General features: G+C 65.4%; 19 protein-coding genes. 16 read left to right on the forward strand and 3 right to left on the reverse strand.

The window, feature by feature from the left end; translation table 11 throughout:
• The first annotated feature begins 434 nt into the window (after positions 1-434).
• Positions 435-1178 carry an SGNH/GDSL hydrolase family protein gene (locus tag BUS12_RS18345; RefSeq protein WP_083640509.1) on the forward strand — a complete coding sequence of 248 codons (744 nt, stop codon included), beginning with the start codon at positions 435-437 and terminating at the stop codon, positions 1176-1178.
• Between the two features lie 5 nt (positions 1179-1183).
• Here BUS12_RS18345 and BUS12_RS18350 read toward each other — a convergent pair whose 3' ends face one another.
• A complete protein-coding gene (locus BUS12_RS18350) occupies positions 1184-2152 on the reverse strand; it encodes an ABC transporter substrate-binding protein (protein ID WP_074298022.1) in 969 nt (322 codons plus the stop codon).
• Positions 2153-2413: 261 nt separating this feature from the next.
• On the opposite strand from BUS12_RS18350, the gene BUS12_RS18355 reads away from it, so the two are divergent.
• From BUS12_RS18355 to BUS12_RS18370, 4 genes are all read left to right on the forward strand, one after another.
• Positions 2414-3493, forward strand: a complete 1080-nt coding sequence (locus BUS12_RS18355) for an LLM class flavin-dependent oxidoreductase (RefSeq protein ID WP_074298024.1) — start codon at positions 2414-2416, stop codon at positions 3491-3493.
• Positions 3494-3504: 11 nt separating this feature from the next.
• Entirely contained in the window at positions 3505-4368 is an 864-nt protein-coding gene (locus BUS12_RS18360; RefSeq protein ID WP_083640510.1) for a class II aldolase/adducin family protein, read from the forward strand.
• A 165-nt stretch (positions 4369-4533) separates the two neighbouring features.
• Complete coding sequence (locus BUS12_RS18365) at positions 4534-5142, forward strand: cysteine dioxygenase family protein (protein ID WP_074298026.1); 609 nt, start codon at positions 4534-4536, stop codon at positions 5140-5142.
• Positions 5139-6740: a rhodanese-related sulfurtransferase gene (locus tag BUS12_RS18370; RefSeq protein ID WP_074298028.1), complete on the forward strand. Its 1602-nt coding sequence runs from the start codon at positions 5139-5141 to the stop codon at positions 6738-6740. The genes BUS12_RS18365 and BUS12_RS18370 overlap by 4 nt, the downstream gene beginning before the upstream one ends.
• 39 nt (positions 6741-6779) lie before the next feature.
• Here BUS12_RS18370 and BUS12_RS18375 read toward each other — a convergent pair whose 3' ends face one another.
• On the reverse strand, positions 6780-7691 hold the full coding sequence (locus BUS12_RS18375) for a LysR family transcriptional regulator (protein ID WP_074298030.1): 912 nt from the start codon (positions 7689-7691) through the stop codon (positions 6780-6782).
• A 408-nt stretch (positions 7692-8099) separates the two neighbouring features.
• Between BUS12_RS18375 and BUS12_RS18380 the strand changes: the two genes are divergently transcribed.
• From BUS12_RS18380 to BUS12_RS18395, 4 genes are all read left to right on the forward strand, one after another.
• Complete coding sequence (locus tag BUS12_RS18380) at positions 8100-9002, forward strand: ABC transporter substrate-binding protein (RefSeq protein ID WP_253190161.1); 903 nt, start codon at positions 8100-8102, stop codon at positions 9000-9002.
• Between the two features lie 86 nt (positions 9003-9088).
• Positions 9089-10282, forward strand: coding sequence for an acyl-CoA dehydrogenase family protein (locus BUS12_RS18385; protein WP_074298032.1), 1194 nt, complete (start codon positions 9089-9091; stop codon positions 10280-10282).
• Positions 10283-10740: 458 nt separating this feature from the next.
• Entirely contained in the window at positions 10741-11298 is a 558-nt protein-coding gene (locus tag BUS12_RS18390; protein ID WP_074298034.1) for a hypothetical protein, read from the forward strand.
• Positions 11299-11308: 10 nt separating this feature from the next.
• Positions 11309-12262: a patatin-like phospholipase family protein gene (locus tag BUS12_RS18395; protein ID WP_074298036.1), complete on the forward strand. Its 954-nt coding sequence runs from the start codon at positions 11309-11311 to the stop codon at positions 12260-12262.
• A gap of 45 nt (positions 12263-12307) precedes the next feature.
• Here BUS12_RS18395 and BUS12_RS18400 read toward each other — a convergent pair whose 3' ends face one another.
• Positions 12308-12919 (reverse strand): class I SAM-dependent methyltransferase, encoded by a 612-nt coding sequence (locus BUS12_RS18400; RefSeq protein WP_074298037.1) that lies wholly within the window; start codon positions 12917-12919, stop codon positions 12308-12310.
• Positions 12920-13346: 427 nt separating this feature from the next.
• Between BUS12_RS18400 and BUS12_RS18405 the strand changes: the two genes are divergently transcribed.
• From BUS12_RS18405 to astA, 7 genes are all read left to right on the forward strand, one after another.
• Positions 13347-14036, forward strand: a complete 690-nt coding sequence (locus BUS12_RS18405; protein ID WP_074301569.1) for an ABC transporter permease — start codon at positions 13347-13349, stop codon at positions 14034-14036.
• A gap of 7 nt (positions 14037-14043) precedes the next feature.
• On the forward strand, positions 14044-14757 hold the full coding sequence (locus BUS12_RS18410) for an ABC transporter permease (RefSeq protein WP_074301570.1): 714 nt from the start codon (positions 14044-14046) through the stop codon (positions 14755-14757).
• 83 nt (positions 14758-14840) lie between these two features.
• Positions 14841-15632: an ABC transporter ATP-binding protein gene (locus BUS12_RS18415; protein WP_074298039.1), complete on the forward strand. Its 792-nt coding sequence runs from the start codon at positions 14841-14843 to the stop codon at positions 15630-15632.
• A 34-nt stretch (positions 15633-15666) separates the two neighbouring features.
• On the forward strand, positions 15667-16719 hold the full coding sequence (locus BUS12_RS18420) for a GlxA family transcriptional regulator (RefSeq protein ID WP_074298041.1): 1053 nt from the start codon (positions 15667-15669) through the stop codon (positions 16717-16719).
• 130 nt (positions 16720-16849) lie between these two features.
• Positions 16850-18091 (forward strand): aspartate aminotransferase family protein, encoded by a 1242-nt coding sequence (locus BUS12_RS18425; protein ID WP_074298042.1) that lies wholly within the window; start codon positions 16850-16852, stop codon positions 18089-18091.
• A gap of 108 nt (positions 18092-18199) precedes the next feature.
• On the forward strand, positions 18200-19261 hold the full coding sequence (aruF, locus tag BUS12_RS18430) for an arginine/ornithine succinyltransferase subunit alpha (RefSeq protein WP_074298044.1): 1062 nt from the start codon (positions 18200-18202) through the stop codon (positions 19259-19261).
• Positions 19258-20298: an arginine N-succinyltransferase gene (astA, locus tag BUS12_RS18435; protein WP_074298045.1), complete on the forward strand. Its 1041-nt coding sequence runs from the start codon at positions 19258-19260 to the stop codon at positions 20296-20298. The genes aruF and astA overlap by 4 nt, the downstream gene beginning before the upstream one ends.

Genomic DNA, 20298 nt, shown 5'->3' on the forward strand with positions numbered 1-20298 from the left:
AGATTACCTCGCACGAGGCAGTCCAGCGCGCGGGTCCCGGACGCGGATGACAAAGTGCGCATTTTCTGTTTTCATGTCTCGTCCGCGTTATGCCTTTCGTTTAGAAGAAGAGAAAAAATGCGATTTGCTCAAATGGGTTACGCAGCATGCATCCGCATTTCCACTACGCTCATTGCCGGGTGCGCTCCTCAGTATCTGAAACCTACATCGGAACAGGCGTCGAGCGCTAGTGCCGATTCCGCCTCTCAACCTGCCCAGGCCAATAGTCCGAACTGCCTCCCCCTCCCGAAGAATTATGTTCCTGACGACCCGCAATATGCGGGACTTTGTCGTCCACCCGCTATGGTTTGGGGCGTGAGCAAATCCGAGGGATACATGTGTTGTAAGCGGCAGCCTCTTTAATAGAAACCCGGGCAAATCGAAAGGAGGGGGAAATGAAGCGGAGGCTTGTTGCGTCAGTCGTCCTGATGTCAGCCCTGGCTTTCGGGGAACGCTTCGGCCAGCATGACGGGATTGCGGCGGCCGCCACCCTTAAAACAGTCGTGATCGATTGGCGCGGCGACTCGACGTTTTGGGGCGCGGTTGTCATATCGGACGGTCCCCCTGCTCGATATCCGCAGAGCCCGGCGCAACGCATGCAGATCGCCATGAACGAGAAGTTCGGGCCTGGCAAAGTGACGATTGTCGATCACAGCGCCCCCGGATCGACCCTCGAGACCGATCTGAGCGGCACGGGCCTCTCCGCCGAATATGGCAATACTCTGCCGCTTGCTGCCGAACTTTCCAAAGGCAATGCGAATATCGTGATCACGAACAGCCAGATCAACGACGCCCTTGCTGGAAACACCGTGCGAACATTCTCGTCGAACCTGAAGCGCTGGATTCGCACCGTGCAGGCCTCCGGGAAAATCCCCGTGATTGCCGAGCCCAATCCGATCTGCTTTCGGATCTCGATCGCGGATTCACGGCGATATGTTTCGGCAGAAAATGCCACGGCAAGCCGTAACGACGTGACCGTATTGCCTCTATACGACGCGTTTCTGAATTTACCGGCCTGGCGGACTACCTCGATGGCTTCCGACTGCATCCATCCGAATGCAGCCGGTTATGCGTTCAAGCAGCAGCAATATTTCGCGTCGCTGGAGCCGATCGTCACGAGGCTTCTCGGCGAGCAATAAAGCCGCTAGCCCATCCCTTGCAACGTGATCGCCCGCACATCCACCTTCGCGGGCAACATCCGCTGTTCGAACGCCTCGTCCGCGACGCGCTGCAGCGTGGCGATATCCGCGTCGCTCACCGGGCGTTGCTTCAGCGCCGAACGAACGGTGATGATGCGGGCGGCCTCGATCGGCAGACGCGTCAACGTCGCATACACCTGCGCGTATGCCTCAGGATGTCCCGCTGCCCACGCGCCGGCGCGTTGAAAACGTTGTAGCGCATCGATGAGCGCCGGCCGCTTCGCCAGGTCCGCCGCCGCGGCGCCGGACGCGGTAATGAAGGCGAGGCCGGTATTGATGCCGCTGCCGTCGCGCAACACGCGTGCGCCGCGTTGCACGGCGCTGCCGTAGTACGGATCGAAGGTCGCCCAGACGTCGAGCTGGCGAGACTCGAAGGCCGCAAATGCATCGACGGGCAGCACGAAGCGCACATTCACATCGTCGCGCGTGAGCCCCGCCTCGGCGAGCGCGCCGTACAACTGGTACTGCGAAATGCTGCCGCGTGCCGACGACACCACCACGGTTTTGCCCTTGAGATCGGCGACATGCCGCAGCGGCGAATCCGCCTGCACGACGATGCCGAGCGAGCTTGGCGTTCCCACCCGGGTCGCGACGATCTTCAACGATGGATCGCCGATCGCCGCGGCGAGCACAGGCAGGTCGCCCGCCGGCGCAAGATCCACGGCATTGGCACGTTGCGCTTCGAAGAGCGGCGCCGCGCCCTGGAAGTTGGCCCAGCGAAACGGATAGGGCGCGCCGTCGAGCACATGCGCCGCTTCAGCCAGCGCGCGCAGCCCGCCGGCCTGATCGCCGAACACGAGTTCCGGCGCCGCAGCACGCGCATCCGCCGCACCGAGCCACGCGGCAGCAGGCGCGATGCCGCAGGCGGCGAGGGTGTGCAGGATCCGGCGGCGGTCGGAGCGAAAGGCGGTCATCGGCGTAGTTCCAGGAAGAGGGGGATCGAAGCGGGCGGCACGCTCCGCATCATCGGCGGAGTCCGTCGTCGCGAAGCGAGGTTAGCAACCGGCCCACGCCGTCACAAACATGCAATTGCGATATCTTTATCGACTATCAATATTTAACGAACGCATGTTGCAGTGCTACCTTTGATGCTCGCTTGACACCCTGTCCGGGGTGTCGCCGCCGGCTTGTGCCCAGTGCCCCCGGCGTTCTGTCGATCATCAGGGAGACGCAACGTGGCAGTCGAATTCATCGGCATGATCCAGACCCGCAAGGTTTCGGAAACGCACGCGCCGCAAGGTCCGGCAATAGATATCGGTTACGTGGAGCAGTTTGCGCGGGCGCACGAGGAAGCGGGCTTCGACCGCGTGCTCGTACCGCACCAGTCCACGAGCCCGGATGCGCTTCTGACCGTGGCGCATGCCGCCAGCGTCACGCAGCGCGTGCACTTCATGCTCGCGCACCGGCCGGGTTTCGTCGCGCCGACCCTGGCCGCGCGCCAGTTGGCTACGCTCGATCACTACTCGGGCGGCCGCCTCGCGGTGCACATCATTTCGGGTGGCGACGACGCCGAGCAGCGCCGCGACGGCGATTTCCTCTCGCACGACGAGCGCTACGCCCGCACCGACGAGTACGTGTCGATCCTGCGCCGCATCTGGACCTCGGACACGCCGTTCGATCATGAGGGTAAGTACTATCGCTTCGAGCGCGGCTTCTCCGAAGTAAAGCCGCTGCAGCAGCCGCATATTCCGGTGTACTTCGGCGGGGCGTCGGCGCCCGCGCTCGAAATCGCGGGCCGTCATGCGGACGTCTACGCGCTGTGGGGCGAATCGAAGGAGCAGGTGCGCGAGCAGGTGACGCGCGTGCGCGCCGAAGCCGCCAGGCACGGGCGCACCGTGCGTTTCTCCGTGTCGTTCCGGCCGATTCTGGCGGCCACGGAAGCCGCGGCGTGGGAACGCGCCGAGCATATCCTCGAAGAGACGAAGCGCCTGCGCGCAGCCCAGGGCCTGAGCGTCGGCGGACCGGCGCAGAGCGAAGGCGCGCGCCGGCTGCTGGCGGCGGCCGGCACGGCGGACCGCGCGGATGAGCGCTTGTGGACCGCGGTGGCGAAGGAGATCGGCGGCCGTTCGAATTCGACCGCGCTGGTAGGCACGCCGGAACAGGTCGCGGATACACTGGCCGAGTACTACGCGCTGGGCGTGACGACCTTCCTGATTCGCGGTTTCGATCCGCTCGAAGACGCGCTCGACTATGGCCGCACGCTGATTCCCGCGACACGCGAACGCATCGCGCTCAGCGCCCGCGCAGCAGCTTGAACGGAGACACGATGACAGATCTTTCCCTGACGATTGCCCATCCCGCGGATGCTTCGACGGTGCAAACGGCGTCGCAACCGCCATCGCATGCGCCGTTGCAACGCCACGCACCGCTGCGCAAATTCTGGTTCGACGAAGTGCCACCGCGCGAGAACGTGGCTGACGAGCGCCGCCATCGCCAGGAGCGTCTCGCGGTCGCGTTTCGTCTGTTTGCGCGTTATGGCTTCGATCAAGGGCTCGCGGGCCACATTACGGCGCGCGATCCGGAGTGGCCCGATCACTTCTGGGTCAATCCGTTCGGCAAGCATTTCAGCCGCATTCGCGTCTCCGATCTGCTGCTGGTGAATGCGCAAGGCGAGATCGTGGTGGGCGAGGGGCCGGTGAATCAGGCGGCCTTCGCGATTCATGCCGCGATTCACGAAGCGCGGCCCGATGTGGTGGCCGCCGCGCATGCGCATTCGCTGTACGGCAAGGCGTGGTCGACGCTCGGCCGCACGCTCGATCCGCTCACCCAGGACTCGTGCGCGTTCTATCAGGACCACACACTATTCGACGACTTTCGCGGCGTCGTACTCGACACCGACGAAGGTGCGCGCATCGCGGCCGCACTGGGAGACCATAAAGGCGTGATCCTGAAGAATCACGGCATTCTCACAGCAGGCCCAACTGTGGAAGCGGCGGCGTGGTGGTATATCGCATTGGATAACGCCTGCCACGCGCAATTGCTCGCGGAGGCCGCGGGCAAGCCGCAGCCTATTAACCATGAGATCGCGTCGTTGACGCATGAACAGGTGGGGCGGCCGGGCGGCGCCTTGTTTGCGTTTCAGAGCCTGCTGGAGGGGCTGGTTGAAGCCGAGCCCGACGTCTACGATTAATCACACGAAACGATAAACGCGCCTTTTTGCCGGCCCGCGGACGTTGCACCACGCTGGAACGTAGACACCTGCAACGCAACGCCCGCACCGGCCGCCTGAACGTCTCCGGGCGCTTCAACCGCGCGCGCCGCGCCTTTCCCCGACCTTTGCTTCCTTCTCGACCTCATGAGCCAACCCTTGCGGCATGACCGCTTGCGCACCTTTGTCGGCCGGATCGCCGCGCTGCTGGACGATGCCGCCCCCGAAGCCGATCTGCTCGACGCGGGCGCCGCCTCGCTGCGCGAGCTGATCGCGCACGACGACTGGTTGCCCGACACGTGGGCGCGTCCCGACCCCGAGCGCTATCAGCAGTACCTGCTGCATGCGGATTCGCGACAGCGCTTTTCCGTGGTGAGTTTCGTCTGGGGGCCGGGGCAGGCGACGCCGGTTCACGATCACACTGTCTGGGGACTGATCGGCGTGTTACGCGGTGCGGAAATCGCGCAACCGTACCATCTCGACGAACGCGGCACGTTGATTGCTTCCGGTACGGCGAGACGGCTCGAAACCGGTGCCGTCGATGCGGTATCGCCGCGCATTGGCGACATTCACCGTGTCAGCAATGCTTACGAGGACCGTGTGTCGATCAGCATTCACGTTTATGGTGCAAATATCGGTGCGGTGTCGCGTTCGGTCTATCCCGAGCACGGCGGCCGCAAGGCGTTTATCTCCGGATACTCGAACGACGTGTTACCGAATATCTGGAATGTATCGAAGGAGATTGCCATCTCATGACCGTTGCAACTGAATTTCGTACCCGTTCATTCGAAGACGTGCGCCGTGCACTGCTCGAGCGCCGCGAAATCGCGCTGCTCGACGTGCGCGAGGAAGACCCGCACGCGCGCAGCCATCCGTTGTTCGCGGCGAATCTGCCGTTATCGAAACTTGAACTTGAAGCGCCGCTGCGTTTGCCGCGCCGCAGTGTGCCGATTGTGCTTTTCGACGACGGCGAAGGGCTTGCCGTGCGTGCGGCGAGCCGCTTCGCCGCGCTGGGCTACACCGATGTCACGCTGCTCGCCGGCGGTTTGCGCGGCTGGGCCGAGGCCGGCGGCGAGCTGTTCCAGGACGTCAACGCGCCGAGCAAGGCCTTCGGCGAACTGGTGGAGAGCGAGCGGCACACGCCGTCGCTCGAAGCGCCGCAAGTGCAGGCGCTGCTCGACGGCGAGGCGAACGTGGTGGTGCTCGACGCCCGCCGCTTCGACGAGTATCAGACCATGAACATTCCCGGCAGCGTCAGCGTGCCGGGCGCGGAGCTGGTGTTGCGCGCCCGGCAACTGGCGCCGGACCCGTCGACGCAGATCGTCGTCAATTGCGCGGGGCGCACGCGCAGCATCATCGGCGCGCAATCGCTGATCAATGCGGGTGTACCGAACCCGGTCGTGGCGTTACGTAACGGCACGATCGGCTGGACGCTCGCCGGGCAGGAACTGGCGCACGGCAGCACGCGGCGCTTCGACCCGGTTACCGACCATGCGGTGCGGGCGGCCGCGGCGGCGTCGGCGCGGGCGGTGGCCGATCGCGCCGAGGTGGGCCGCACCTCGCGCGACGAAGCGCGCCGCTGGGCCGAGGAAGCTGTGCGCACCATCTACCGTTTCGACGTGCGCTCGCCGCAGGAGTACCAGGCGAGCCACGTGCCTGGTTTTCGCAGCGCGCCGGGCGGTCAGCTTGTTCAGGAGACCGATATGTTCGCGCCGGTGCGCGGCGCCCGCGTGATTCTCGCGGACAGCGACGGCGTGCGCGCCAATATGACCGCTTCCTGGCTCGCGCAGATGAACGTCGAGGTGTACGTCATCGACGGCCTGACGCCCGCCGATTTCACGGAAGAGGGCGCGGCGCCCGCCGTGAGAAATGCGGTGCCGCCGCCCGCAGTTGAGGAGATTTCGCCTGCGGCGCTGGCGACCTTGCTGCAATCGTCCGGCACGGTGGTGTTGGATTTCACGGCGAGCGCCAACTACGTGAAGCAGCATATTCCGGGCGCGTGGTGGGCGCTGCGCGGACAACTGGCCGACGCGCTGCCCAAGCTACCGGATGCGCAACGCTATGTGCTCACCTGCGGGAGCAGTGCGCTCGCGCGCTTCGTGGCGCCGGAACTGGCCGCGCTGAGCGGTAAGCCGGTGCAGGTGCTGAGCGGCGGCACCAGTGCCTGGATCGCGGCGGGACTGCCGGTCGAAAGCGGCGAGACGCACTTTGCTTCGCCGCGCATCGACCGCTACCGTCGCCCGTATGAAGGCACCGATAACGCCCGCGAAGCGATGAACGCGTATCTGGAGTGGGAGTACGGGCTGGTGGCGCAACTGGCGCGCGACGGGACACATGGGTTTCATGTGATCTGAGCGGCGCTGTCGTCCGCGGGTGGGGCGCTCTGTGCGCCCTCAAGCCGCGCGTTGCAAACGCGCGGCCTTGAACTGCCGCTCCACCGCGGCGCCGAAGCGCTCCACCGGCTGCTGCAGCTTGCCCAGCACGCGTGGATGCACGAGCCAGATGTCGATCAGCGGCTTGAAGTCGCTGAGCGTGAGCACGTCCAGTTCGGCCTCGTGACGGCTCGCCTGCAGCAGGGGCAGCGGCACGAGGCCGAGGCCGTTGCCGTCCGCGACGAGCTGCAGTTGCAGCTCCGTGCCGAGCGTCTCAAGATTCAGCTTCAACGCGAGACCGAGGCCGGTCAGCGCACGCTGCAAGCCCTCACGGAAGCCGCAGCCATCCGGATTCAGCACCCAGCCGATCGACTGGCATTCCGCCAGCGTCTGCACGCGCTTTTTCAGCAGACCCTTGGGGGCGACGACCGCCAGCTTGATGCGTCCGAGCGAGCGCGCGGCAAGCGATTCGGCGAAGGTCTTGTTGGCGGGCAGCAGCATCGCCGCGGCGTCGAGTTCGCCTGCTTCGACCCGCTGCAGCAACTGGCTGCCCCAGCCGCTCGATGCGCTCGCTTGCAGGTCGGGATAGGCGGCGCGCAACTCGCGCATGGCATCGGGCAAGGCGATATCGGCGATCGTCTGTGCGACGCCGAGGCGCAGGGCGCCGACCGGCGGCGTGTCGTTGGCAACCAGCTCGCGCAGCACGTCGAGTTCGCGCTGGATTACGCGGCATTGCTCGTAGACGACGCGCCCTGTGGCGGTGGCTTTCAGCGGCCGGGTATTGCGATCGAGCAGTTCGACGCCTAGCGCCTCTTCGAAATTCTGCAGCCGGCGCGTGATGGCCGGTTGCGTGAGACCGAGGGTTTGCGCCGCCTGTTGCAGCGACTGGGCGCGGATGACGGCGACGTAGGCTTCGATATCGTCGATCTTCATGGTGAGCGATGAGGTAAGAGGGCAGGCAAGCGTGCATTCGATGATACCTGCAATGCGCGTCGCGCATGGTGTTGGGCGTCCAACATCCGCATATTTGCTTAGAAGAATAATGCGTTTGTCTTATACAAGTGTGTGCCGTATCGTCGTTGCTGGTTCTGGCTTCATGCGTGCCATGCGCAGCGTCGAGGCACGTAGACGAAGCCTTGCAGCAGCGCTTACCGATCCGCAACGAACGATATGACGACGACACGTTTCCCCTCACGAGGCTCTTTCGAACAGCGAGCGTTCCCGGTGTCTTTTGCAGTGCCTGCGTCTGGCGCGTGGCTGCCGTCGCGTCTTCAGCTTCGCTTTGGGCTCCGGCGCGTGCTCGTCGGAGCATTCGCCGGCACTGTACTTGCACTCTCTGCCGTGGCCCTCGCGTCATGGAGCAACGCGGCATGCGCCGCCGACTTGCCAGTCCTCAAAGTCGGCGATCAGTCGCTACAGACGCGCGGCATTCTCGAAGCGTCGGGCCAACTGAAAGACCTGCCGTACAAGATCGAGTGGTTCAACTTCCCTGCCGCGCAGCCGCTCGGCGAAGCACTGAACGCCGGCGCCGTGGATGTGGGCGGCCTCGGCGATGCGCCACTGGTATTCGCGCTGGCGGCGGGCGCCCAGGTACGCGCCGTCGCCGCGACCCGCTCGCATCCCGTCGATCTGGCGATTGTCGTCAACGAACATTCGCCCTTGACCGACGTGGCGAGCCTGAAGGGCAAGCGCATCGCCACGACGCGTGGTTCGATTGGTCACTTCCTCGCGCTGGCGGCGCTGAACAAAGCCCATATACCGCTCTCCGACGTCACGTGGGTGTTCCTCGCCCCAGCCGACGCCAAAGCCGCACTCGCGTCCGGCAGCGTGGACGCATGGTCGGTATGGGATCCGTACACGGCGCTCGGCGAATCGCGCGATCACGACCGTATCCTCGCCAATGGTGTCGGTTTGTCGGAAGGGCTGAGCTACCAGGTCGCCACCGATCGCGCGATCGCCGGCAAACGCGCGGTGCTGGCGGATTTTCTGCGGCGGGTGGCGCTCGGTCAGCAGTGGGCCTTGTCGCATCCGGATGAAGTGGCGGCAATGCAATCGCGCGTGACGGGTTTGCCGCCCGATGTGCTGAAGACGGTCTATCAGCGTGGCCAGGTGCATCCGGTTGCCATCGACGACAGCGTGATCGCCGCGCAGCAACGTACCGCCGACACCTACGAAGCCGCCAGCGTCATCCCCGCGCACCTCAACGTGCGCGCGAGTTTCGACCGCAGTTTTCCTTTGCCATAGAACGCAATCCGCCACTCGTCATCCGCGATCCATCAGCACCCCTGACGATCGATCGGGTGGCTCGAGAACGGCGCCACGGAGCTCGTATGAACGCCCCTGACTTTGATGCTGGCCTTGCGCGCGCTGCGGCGCGCCGCCATCCACCGCTCGACAGCGCCGAGTTCGACGCCGTGCTCGCCGAACTCACCACCGAGTTCGCCGCTACCGCCGAAGCGTACGATCGCAGCGGCGAGTTTCCGCATCGCAATCTGGCGCGCCTGCACGAATACGACTTGCTGTCGTTGACGGTCCCGGCAGCGCTCGGCGGCGCCGGCGCGAGCCTGCCGCAGGCATTGAACGTGATTCGCGCGGTGGCGCGCAGCGAGCCGTCGACGGCGCTCGTCCTCGTCATGCAATACCTGTTTCACCATCGCTTGCAGGGCAATCCGCGCTGGCCTCGCGATCTGCGCGAACGCGTTGCAGAGGATGCCGTGCGCGACGGCGCCCTGATCAACTCCTTGCGCGTCGAGCCCGAACTCGGCAGCCCGGCGCGCGGCGGCCTGCCGGGCACGCTCGCGGCCCGCAGCGGCGACGGCTGGGTCATCAACGGCAGCAAGATCTATTCGACCGGCAGCCCCGGTTTGACTTGGCTCGCGGTGTGGGCGCGCAGCGACGAGACGCCGCCGCGCGTCGGCGTGTGGCTGGTGCGGCGCGATACGCCGGGTGTGCGGGTCGGGGCGCCCTGGAATCATCTCGGCATGCGCGCGACCGGCAGCCATGAAATCGTCTTCGACAACGTCCTGGTGCCGGCCGCCCATGCCGTGGATGTCCAGTTGCCCGGCGAGCCCGGCGCGGGACTGGACGCGCTCGGCGTGGCGTGGATGAGCGTGCTGCTCTCGGCGGTGTACGACGGCGTGGCGCATGCCGCCCGCGACTGGTTCGCCGAATGGGCCGCCACGCGTTCGCCTGCCAATCTCGGCGCGCCGCTTGCGAGCCTCCCATCGTTTCAGCAGACGCTCGGCCGCATCGATGCGCTGTTGTTCAGCAACCGCGTGTTGCTCGATGCGACGGCGCACGCCGAGCGGGTCGCACTCGACGAGGCGCCGCTCGTCAAATATACGGTGACGAATCAGGCGATCGAAGCGGTGCAGATCGCCGTCGAGGCGAGCGGCAATCCGGGGCTTTCCCGCGACAATCCGCTCGAACGTCACTATCGGGATGTGCTGTGCGCGCGCATCCATACGCCGCAGAACGACTCGGTGTTGCAAGCCGCAGGGCGGGCGGCTTTCGCCGGCCGGTAAGCACAACTCATTCCTCAGCCGATTCGGTGTAAACGCTGGCTCGCCTAATCCGCGCAATGCGTCTAAATTATCGGCACCTGGGCAAGATAGTCGAGGGACCAGACGGCCGTGTGCAGCGGTCTGTCCCGGGCGAGAGCGCATGATCGGCGGCCGTCGGCGGCCGATTGCTTCGTTCGGAGCCGGACCGCTGCGTGTCGTCGGTTTCAGGTCGTTCGTCATGGGCCCGCCGTCGCAGGCCGTCTGCTTTCCACCATCAGCCGTGTGCAGTCTCTAACGGCTGGTTCCCGTTGCCTCCCCTGTAGCACGAACGGCGCATTGCACTGCGTCGTCACCGTGCTGCCGTTCTCCGATCCCGTTGCCCGTTCGCGCACCGCCGCCCACCTCGCTGCGTGCGCGCCTGCGGTTTTGCTATCCTGTCGTCCAACCTTCATCAAACGGACTTGACCCCGAAACGACAGATGGCTTCGAGCTTCCGCTTGTTTACCGTCGCCATGCTGGCCGCATCGCTTGCGCTGGCGGGGTGCGACGACCAACAGGGCCAACGTGCTGTGCAAAAACTCAAGGAATTCTTCAATGCCGTCAAACCGGACGCGTTGTTGTTGAAAGGCCTCACGCCCGGCGTCACGACGGAAGCGCAGATTCGCAGCCAGATGGGCACGCCCGAAACCGAGCGCACCTTCACCGACGGCTCCAAACGCTTCGAATATCCGCGCGGGCCGCAAGGGCTCAATACCTACATGGTCGACATCGACCGCGACGGCAAGCTGCAAGCCATCACCCAGGTGCTGACCGCGGCCAATTTCGCCAAAGTCCAGATGGGCATGAGCGAAGACGAAGTGCGGCGGCTGCTCGGCAAGCCGGGGCAGGTCGCCGTGTTTCCGCTCAAACCGGAAACCGTCTGGAGCTGGAAGTGGCGCGAAGGCGGCGTGACCGAAGAGGGCATCTTCAACGTGCACTTCGATGCGTTTCACAAGGTCTATACGACATCGCGTTCAGACGTGATACGCGGACGATAAGGAGAAAAACATGCTGCGACGACGCCCTCATTCGCGCATTGGTCTCGTCCTGGGCGGCGGCGCCGCGCGGGGCTGGGCGCATATCGGCGCGATTCGCGCGCTGCATGACGCCGGCATCAAGCCCGACGTGGTGTGCGGCACCTCGATCGGCGCACTGGTCGCGGCGGTCTATGCGAACGGCGATCTCGACTGGCTCGAGGAATGGGTGTCGCGCCTGACCTGGCAGACGGTGGTGCGCCTGCTCGACCTGCGCATTTCCGGTGGCCTGCTGGGCGGCCGCAAGGTGATCCAGGTGTTCGCCAACCAGTTCAACGGCCGCGAGATCAGTGAGTTGCAGATGCCGTTTGCGGCGGTGGCGACCGAACTCGATTCGGGCCGCGAGACCTGGTTGCAGGACGGCAGTGTGGTGGATGCGGTACGGGCGTCGATTGCGATTCCGGGTATCTTCACGCCGGTCTGGCACAACGGCGTGTGGCTCGTGGATGGCGGCCTGAGCAATCCGGTGCCGGTGTCGGTGGCGCGCGGCATGCGCGCCGATTGCGTGATCGCCGTGGACCTGAACAACGATATTCTCAACGGCCGCGACTTCGGCGGCATCACAGCCGCGGCGCCGGCGCTCGATCCGGATGCGCCGCCGCCCGGCACGCTGCGCAAGAACGGCAAGCCGTGGCCGCGCTGGCTCGCGCCGGCCGACGACGTCGTATCGAACGACGTGCGCGTGGCGCCGGAGCCGAGCGCGCGCGTGCCGTCAATGCTGAGTTCGGTCGCGCAGAGCATCGACATCATGCAGGTGCGCATCACGCGCAGCCGGCTCGCGGGTGAGCCCGCCGACATCCTGATTCAGCCGCGCCTGGGCGGCATGGGGATTTTCGATTTCCACCGCGCGGCGCCTGCCATCGCGGAAGGGCGCGCAGCGGTGGAGCACATGCTGCCGGCGATTCGCGCGCGCCTCGGGATCGAGTAGGCCGCTCGGGCGAGCCTTACTTAAGGGCGGCAGCGTGCGCCGCCCTTAAACTCCGCCCGCATTCTTGGACGCGATCACCCGGCAAATCCGCTTGCCCGAGCTTTCGCTCGTCACGTCTTCGAACAGCAGAATCGCGCAATCGACCAGCGCGTCCACCACCACCTGCGGTTCGAACGCCGCGTAAAGGCGGCCATCGGCCTGGCGCTTGTCCTCGCCCTCGGTCACGCGCCACGACAGATACAGCACGCCATTGGGCCGCAGAAGGCGCCGCAGGTTATCGACGGCCAACGGAATCGCCTCGGCCGGCAAGTGCATGATCACCGTCTCGCAGACGACGTTATCGAAGCGCTCCTCGATCTCCGCGAGCGCCGGCAGGGTGGCCTCGCGAAACACGATCTGCGGATGCAGGCGGCGCGCTTCGGCCAGCAAGGCGGGCGAGGCATCGAAGCCGCTGACGAGATAATCGTGCGCGGCGAGCCACGCTGCGTCGCGTCCGTTGCCGCAGCCGATCTCGGCGGTCGAGCCGCGCGGCACCAGATGCGTTTCCAGCAGCGCGTAAAGGTCGTTGGGCGGCGGCTGGTCGAGCCATTCCTGGCTGTAGCGGGCGGCGTCCTTCGAATAGGCGTCGAGCGTCGCGGAGTCGTAGCGGGAGGTCATACACCAGGTCCTCGGTAAAGAAAGCGTGTGCGATCGCACGGCAAAACGGGCTGCCGGCTCGCCGTCCGGCGCGGCTCAAGCACCCCGCGTCCCCGCAGTGTAGCGGGGTTTGCCCTGGTCGTGACGGCGAAACCCACGGCAGCGCGCGCCGCGCGGTCTATCGAAAAAGCGACCCGAAACATGCTAAATCGCGGCGCGCAGAGCTGTCGCACGCAGCCCTTACAAACGCATATCACCCGCTAAAACAGGGGTCTCGCGCCGTCAGCCGGCGGAATCGTCCAATGCTGCGTTGCAACACGCCGCCGGTCGCCTGTTTGAGCAAATCATTTTCGCTTGCGAGTATCCGCGCCATGCCTGCCGGATGGCCTGCAACGGTCGCGTGAAGCGTGCGCGGCCCGCCCCCTTGCAAACCTGGATGGAGACAAACGTGTTCCTTTACGGCTTTGGTCCGGTGCTGCTCGCCGGTACGATCCAGACCATCGAGCTGTCGGTGCTGTCGCTAGCGGCCGCGGTCCTGCTCGGGCTGGCCGGTGCGGCGGCGAAGCTCTCGCTGAACCGGCCGCTGCGCATGCTCGGCACGGCCTATACGACGCTGATCCGCTCGGTGCCCGATCTCGTGCTGATGCTGCTGCTGTTCTACAGCATCCAGATCGCGGTCAACAACCTGACCGACGCGCTGAATCTGCCGCAGTTCGACATCGATCCGTTCGTGGCCGGCGTGATCACGCTCGGCTTCATTTACGGCGCGTACTTCACCGAAACGTTTCGCGGCGCTTTCCTCGCGGTGCCGCGCGGCCAGCTCGAAGCGGGCGCCGCCTACGGCATGAGCGGGGCGCGCGTGTTCACCCGCATCCTGTTTCCGCAGATGATGCGTTTCGCGCTGCCGGGCATCGGCAACAACTGGCAGGTGCTGGTGAAGGCTACCGCGCTGGTGTCGATCATCGGTCTCGCCGACGTCGTCAAGGCGGCCCAGGACGCCGGCAAGAGCACCTTCAACATGTTTTTCTTCATCCTGATCGCCGCGCTGATCTACCTCGCCATCACGACGATGTCGAACCTCGTGCTGATCTGGCTGGAGAAGCGCTATTCGATTGGCGTACGGCACGCGGAGCTTTGAGAAGACCATGATCGAAATCCTTTCCCAATTCGGCCGGGCCTTCCTTTACTGGGACGGTCAGCGTCTCTCCGGCCTCGCGGTGACCTTGTGGCTGCTGGTGGCGTCGATCGGCATTGGCTTTGTGTGCGCGATTCCGCTGGCGGTGGCGCGCGTGTCGAAGAAACGCTGGCTGTCGATGCCGGTGCGTTTCTACACCTACGTGTTTCGCGGCACGCCGCTGTACGTGCAATTGCTGCTGATCTATACCGGCATGTACAGCCTCGAGTTCGTGCGCTCGCATCAGGTGCTCGACGCGTTCTTCCGCAGCGGTTTCCATTGCGCTATTCTCGCGTTCGCGCTGAACACCTGCGCCTATACGACCGAGATTTTCGCCGGGGCGATCCGTTCGACCTCGCATGGTGAAGTGGAGGCGGCCCGCGCTTACGGGATGAGCTGGTTCACCATGTATCGCCGCATCATCCTGCCGTCGGCCTTGCGCCGTGCCCTGCCGTTGTACAGTAACGAAGTGATCCTGATGCTGCACGCCACCACCGTGGCCTTCACGGCGACCGTGCCGGACATCCTGAAGGTGGCGCGCGACGCCAATTCGGCCACCTACGACTCGTTCAGCGCGTTCGGCATCGCGGCGCTGATCTATCTTGTTGTATCGTTCGCGCTGGTGGCGCTGTTCCGGCGCGCCGAGCGGCACTGGCTGGCGTATCTGGCCGCGCGGCCGCATTGAGCGGCGCGGTCCTGCTGCGGTTCACCCCGTCGTCCCCGTCACCGTGGCGACACGACGGTCTGCATTCACCTTGGGAGAGCCACTTGCTCCACACGACTCAAACTGAAGCCTGCAAGCTCGCCGTGCAGGACATCCACAAGCGCTATGGCGATAACGAAGTGCTCAAGGGCGTGTCGCTGAACGCCAACAAGGGCGACGTGATCAGCATCATCGGCGCGAGCGGGTCGGGCAAGAGCACGTTCCTGCGCTGCATCAACTTTCTGGAACGGCCGAACGCCGGGCAGATCGTCGTGGATGGCGAAGCGGTGCGCACCAGGGCAGACCGTCAGGGCAACCTCGAAGTGGCCGACCACAAGCAGTTGCAGCGCATTCGCACGAAGCTCGCGATGGTGTTCCAGCACTTCAACTTGTGGGCGCACATGAACGTGATCGAGAACATCGTCGAGGCGCCGATTCATGTGCTCGGCCTGTCGCGCCGCGAAGCCGAAGAGCGGGCCCGCGAATATCTCGAGAAGGTCGGTCTCGCGCCGCGCCTGGAGAAGCAGTATCCGTCGCATCTCTCGGGCGGCCAGCAGCAGCGCGTGGCGATCGCCCGTGCGCTGGCCATGAATCCGGACGTGATGCTGTTCGACGAACCCACCTCGGCGCTCGACCCGGAACTGGTCGGCGAAGTGCTGAAGGTGATGCAGAAGCTCGCCGAGGAAGGCCGCACGATGATCGTCGTCACCCACGAAATGGGTTTCGCGCGCAACGTGTCGAATCATGTGATGTTCCTGCATCAGGGGCGTACCGAGGAAGAGGGCGTGCCCGCCGAGGTGCTCAGCGCGCCGCGCAGCGAACGTCTCAAGCAGTTCCTCTCCGGCAGCCTCAAGTAACGCGTTCGCCGCCGCCCCGCATGGCACGCCACTGATGGCCCGCACGCCCAGTCCGACCCGCACCGCCCAGGTAGCCATCGTCGCATTGCCGCCGGTGTCGATGTCGGGCGTCGGGCCGATTGTCGATGCGCTCAATCTCGCCAATGAGATCGACGGCCGCGCGCTGTACCGCTGGCAGGTGTGCTCGTGGGACGGCCGGCCCGTGCAACTGGCGGGCGGCGCGCAATGGCCCGCGGATGCCGCGTTCGGCGACGCCATTGCGTGCGACTGGCTGATCGTCGTCAGCGAGCGCTTCCAGCAGTTTGCCGACTACCGGCTGTTCCTCGCGAGCCTTTCGCGGGTCGGTCAGCGCACGCCGCTCGTCACCGGCATCCACCATGGGGTCTGGTGGCTCGCGATGGCGGGGCAACTGTCCGGCTATCGCGTGAGCGTCAACTGGGAAACCTACCAGCAGTTCTCCGAGCAGTTCGAACGCTCGATCGTCACCCAGCAGATCTTCGAAATCGACCGCGATCGCGCCACCTGTGCGGGCGGCCAGGCGACCGTCGACTTCATGCTGGCGATGATCGCGCGCGACCACGGTCCAGAACTGGCCGACCGCATCGCCGATACGCTCGGCGTCGGCGTGCTGCGCGCCGGCGAAGAGCGTCAGCGGATTCCGTTCGTCACCGCGCCGGGCGAGCGCCATCCACGCCTGAACGACGCGTTGCTGCTGATGGAAGCGAATATCGAAGACCCGCTGACCAGCGACGAAATCGCCGGTCTGGTCGGCGTGTCGCGGCGCCAGCTCGAGCGGCTGTTTCGCCAGTATCTCGGCTCGATGCCGTCGAAGTACTACCTGGGGCTGCGGCTCTCGAAGGCGCGCACGCAACTGCAGCGCACCAGCAAATCCGTGGTGCAGATCAGTCTGGCGTGCGGGTTCTCGTCGGCGGCGCACTTTTCTAACGCTTATCGCGAGCGTTTTGGTGTGACGCCGCGCGAGGACCGCCGCAACTGGATCGAAAAACAGACCGGCGCGACCGGCGGCGCGGCGAGCGAGCCGCGCCCGGCCGCGTTGATCGAACGCCCCGATGAAACGGAGCGCTAGCCGCCTGCGGCGCCGGCTACGGCCGCCCGCGGCGACAAGCCCGATAGAACCCGTCGCGTATGCGCAAGACGTTTCGCGCGGGGTTTCCTAAACTAACGGTACTACCTGTTACCTGTAACGAGGACTTGCCATGAACGACCACGACCTGACTGTGACACGCCAGACCTTCGACGAAGTGATGGTGCCGGTGTTCTCGCCCGCCGCCTTCGTGCCGGACCGCGGTCTCGGGTCGCGCGTCTGGGATACGCAGGGCCGCGACTATATCGACTTCGCCGGCGGCATCGCCGTCACGGCGCTCGGCCATGCTCACCCCGAACTGCTGAAGGTGCTGGCCGAGCAGGGAGGCAAGCTGTGGCACATCGGTAACGGTTACACCAACGAACCGGTGCTGCGCCTCGCCAAACGCCTCGAAGCGCTGACCTTCGCCGACCGCGCGTTCTTTGCCAACTCCGGCGCCGAAGCCAACGAAGCCGCGCTGAAGCTGGCGCGCCGCGTCGCCTTCGACCGTCATGGCGTCGAGAAGGACGAAATCATCTCGTTCACGCAGTCGTTCCACGGCCGCACGTTCTTTACCGTGAGCGTCGGCGGCCAGCCGAAGTACTCGGAAGGCTTCGGCCCGGTGCCGCAAGGCATCGTGCACCTGCCGTACAACGATATCGAAGCGGCCCGCAAGGCGATCGGCGCGAAAACCTGTGCCGTGATCGTGGAGCCGATCCAGGGCGAAGGCGGCGTGATTCCGGCGGACCCGGCCTTCCTCAAGGCGCTGCGCGAAGCCTGCGACCAGCACGGCGCACTGCTCATTTTTGACGAGGTACAAACGGGTGTGGGCCGCAGCGGCTATTTCTACGCGTACGAGGACACGGGCGTGACGCCGGACATCCTGACTACCGCGAAGGCGCTCGGCAACGGTTTCCCGATCGGCGCCATGCTGACCACCGAGGCGCTCGCGGCGCACTTCAAGGTGGGCGTGCACGGCACCACGTACGGCGGCAATCCGCTCGGCGCCGCCATCGCGGAGAAGGTGGTCGAACTGATCAGCGATCCGAAGCTGCTCGAAGGCGTGCGTTCGCGCAGCGTTGCGCTGAAGGACCATCTTGCGGAGCTCAACGAGCGCTTCGGCATCTTCAAGGAAGTGCGCGGCAAGGGGCTGTTGATCGGCGCGGAGTTGACCGATGCGTTCAAGGGCCGTGCGAAGGATTTCGTCACTGCCGCCGGACAACATGGCGTGATCATGCTGATGGCCGGTCCGGACGTGGTGCGCTTCGTGCCCTCGCTGATCATGCCGCTCGACGATATGAACGAAGGCTTCGCGCGACTCGCGAAGGCGATCGAAGCGGTGGTCGGCGCCACGGCTGACGCGCCGGCACGCTGATGCGCGGCGAGCGGCGTGCTGTGCCCGGCGAACAGCGCGCCGCATCACGCCGCGTAGGTATCAATGCTTGCTTCACCGCTTGAACCCTCACTCACCACTGGAACGACGATGCTCTTCGTACGCCCCGGCCGCCTCGCCGATCTCGATGCGCTCGAACACATGGCGCGCACGGCTCAACCCGTGCTGCACTCGCTGCCGCATGACCGCCGTGCCCTCGAAGCGCGCGTCGCGCTGTCGGAAGATTCGTTTCGCGCGGAAGTCGATTTCCCGGGCGAGGAGTTCTATCTGTTCGTGCTCGAAGACAGCGAGACCGGCAAGTTGCTGGGCACCGCGAGCATCGTCGCGGCCGCCGGTTACTCGGAACCGTTCTACGCGTTTCGCAACGACGCGCTGATTCATGCCTCGCGCGAGCTGCATGTGAACCGCAAGATTCACGCGCTGACCATGTCGCACGAACTCACCGGCAAGAGCCGGCTGGCCGGTTTCTATATCGACCCGTCGCTGCGTGGCGACGCCGCCGCGCATCTGATGTCGCGCGCTCGCATGATGTATATCGCCGCGAATCGCAAGCGCTTCACCTCCGAGGTGTTCTCGCTGCTGCTGGGCGTGACGGACGACGAGGGCGTGTCGCCGTTCTGGGAAGCGGTGGGCCGCAAGTTTTTCGGCCGCAACTTTGCCGACATCGAAATCGAATCGGGCGGCCGCAGCCGCACCTTTATCGCCGAAGTGATGCCGAGCTATCCGGTCTACGTACCGCTGCTGCCGGAGTCGGCGCAGCGCGTGCTGGGCGAGCCGGATGAAAAGGCCTTGCTCGCGTATGAGATCCACCTCGAAGAAGGCTTCGAGACGGACCGCTTCGTCGATATCTTCGATGCGGGTCCGGTGCTGACGGCGCAGATCGACCGCAGCGCCTGTGTCACGCGCAACGAAACGCGTGCGGTGCATGAGGCCGGCGGCGCCCAGCTTGGCGCCACTTATCTGATCGCCAGCAACCGCACGGGCGAGTTCCGCTGCGTGCTGGCCGATCTGCCTGCTGAGAAGAAGGGCGGCGCACCCTTGCCGCACGCCGTGCGCGCGGCGCTCGGCGTGCAGGACGGCGACGCGGTGCGCTGCGTGCCGCTGCATCGGCAGGAAGCACAGCCGGATGACCTTTCGGGAGAAGCACAATGATCGTCGTTCGCGTCGTGCAGACGGGCGATGTGGACGCGCTCGTCGCGCTCGCTCAGGAGACCGGTCCCGGTCTCACCACCTTCAAGCCGGATCGCGATGCGCTCGCGGCGCGCGTCGCGCGCTCGCGCCGCACGATGGAAGACCAGGCCGAGCCGCATGAAGCCGGCTATTTCTTCGTGATGGAAGATACGGCAACCGGCGACGTGGCGGGCGTGTGCGGCATTGAAACCGCGGTGGGCCTGGAGCAGCCGTTCTACAACTATCGCGTGAGCACGGTCGTGCATGCGAGCCAGGACCTCGGCATCTGGACACGGATGCGCGCGCTCAACATTTCGCACGATCTGACCGGCTATGCCGAAGTGTGCTCGCTGTTCCTGAGCCCGCGCTATCGCACGAGCGGGGTGGGCGGTCTGCTGTCGCGCTCGCGTTTCATGTTCCTCGCGCAGTTCCGCGAGCGGTTTCCGCAGCGCCTGTGTGCGGAGTTGCGCGGCCACTTCGATGCCAACGGCACCTCGCCGTTCTGGCGCGCGGTCGGCTCGCATTTCTACCAGATCGATTTCAACGCCGCGGATTATCTGAGCTCGCATGGCCGCAAGGCCTTCCTCGCCGAGCTGATGCCGCGCTATCCGGTCTATGTCGAACTGTTGCCGCAGGAGGCGCAGGACTGCGTGGGCCTCACGCACAACGACACGATTCCCGCGCGCCGCATGCTCGAATCCGAAGGACTGCGCTACGAGAACCACGTCGATATCTTCGATGCGGGTCCGGTGCTGGAATGCCATATCGCCGACTTGCGCACGGTGCGCGAGAGCGTGGTGGTGCCGGTCGAGATCCTCGCGCCGGGCGCCGCGCCCGCGCCGCAGGATGGGCCGAAGTCGCTGGTGTCGAATACTTCGCTGGGCGATTTCCGCGTCGGCGCCGCCGCGGGCGTGCCGCAGGACGGCGTGTTCCGTCTGACGGTCGAAGAAGCCGCGGCACTCGACGTGAAGGCAGGCGACCCGGTGCGGGTGCTGCCGTTGAAACACAAACAAGGATGA

Source organism: Paraburkholderia phenazinium, assembly GCF_900142845.1.
Taxonomy (GTDB): domain Bacteria; phylum Pseudomonadota; class Gammaproteobacteria; order Burkholderiales; family Burkholderiaceae; genus Paraburkholderia; species Paraburkholderia phenazinium_A.

Excerpts from the sequence above, each read along its gene's own strand:
- BUS12_RS18345 (WP_083640509.1), top strand. The coding sequence starts at position 435 with ATGAAGCGGAGGCTTGTTGCGTCAGTCGTCCTGATGTCAGCCCTGGCT.
- BUS12_RS18350 (WP_074298022.1), bottom strand. The coding sequence starts at position 2,152 with ATGACCGCCTTTCGCTCCGACCGCCGCCGGATCCTGCACACCCTCGCC.
- BUS12_RS18360 (WP_083640510.1), top strand. The coding sequence starts at position 3,505 with ATGACAGATCTTTCCCTGACGATTGCCCATCCCGCGGATGCTTCGACG.
- BUS12_RS18365 (WP_074298026.1), top strand. The coding sequence starts at position 4,534 with ATGAGCCAACCCTTGCGGCATGACCGCTTGCGCACCTTTGTCGGCCGG.
- BUS12_RS18370 (WP_074298028.1), top strand. The coding sequence starts at position 5,139 with ATGACCGTTGCAACTGAATTTCGTACCCGTTCATTCGAAGACGTGCGC.
- BUS12_RS18375 (WP_074298030.1), bottom strand. The coding sequence starts at position 7,691 with ATGAAGATCGACGATATCGAAGCCTACGTCGCCGTCATCCGCGCCCAG.
- BUS12_RS18385 (WP_074298032.1), top strand. The coding sequence starts at position 9,089 with ATGAACGCCCCTGACTTTGATGCTGGCCTTGCGCGCGCTGCGGCGCGC.
- BUS12_RS18390 (WP_074298034.1), top strand. The coding sequence starts at position 10,741 with ATGGCTTCGAGCTTCCGCTTGTTTACCGTCGCCATGCTGGCCGCATCG.
- BUS12_RS18395 (WP_074298036.1), top strand. The coding sequence starts at position 11,309 with ATGCTGCGACGACGCCCTCATTCGCGCATTGGTCTCGTCCTGGGCGGC.
- BUS12_RS18400 (WP_074298037.1), bottom strand. The coding sequence starts at position 12,919 with ATGACCTCCCGCTACGACTCCGCGACGCTCGACGCCTATTCGAAGGAC.
- BUS12_RS18410 (WP_074301570.1), top strand. The coding sequence starts at position 14,044 with ATGATCGAAATCCTTTCCCAATTCGGCCGGGCCTTCCTTTACTGGGAC.
- BUS12_RS18420 (WP_074298041.1), top strand. The coding sequence starts at position 15,667 with ATGGCCCGCACGCCCAGTCCGACCCGCACCGCCCAGGTAGCCATCGTC.
- BUS12_RS18425 (WP_074298042.1), top strand. The coding sequence starts at position 16,850 with ATGAACGACCACGACCTGACTGTGACACGCCAGACCTTCGACGAAGTG.
- aruF (WP_074298044.1), top strand. The coding sequence starts at position 18,200 with ATGCTCTTCGTACGCCCCGGCCGCCTCGCCGATCTCGATGCGCTCGAA.
- astA (WP_074298045.1), top strand. The coding sequence starts at position 19,258 with ATGATCGTCGTTCGCGTCGTGCAGACGGGCGATGTGGACGCGCTCGTC.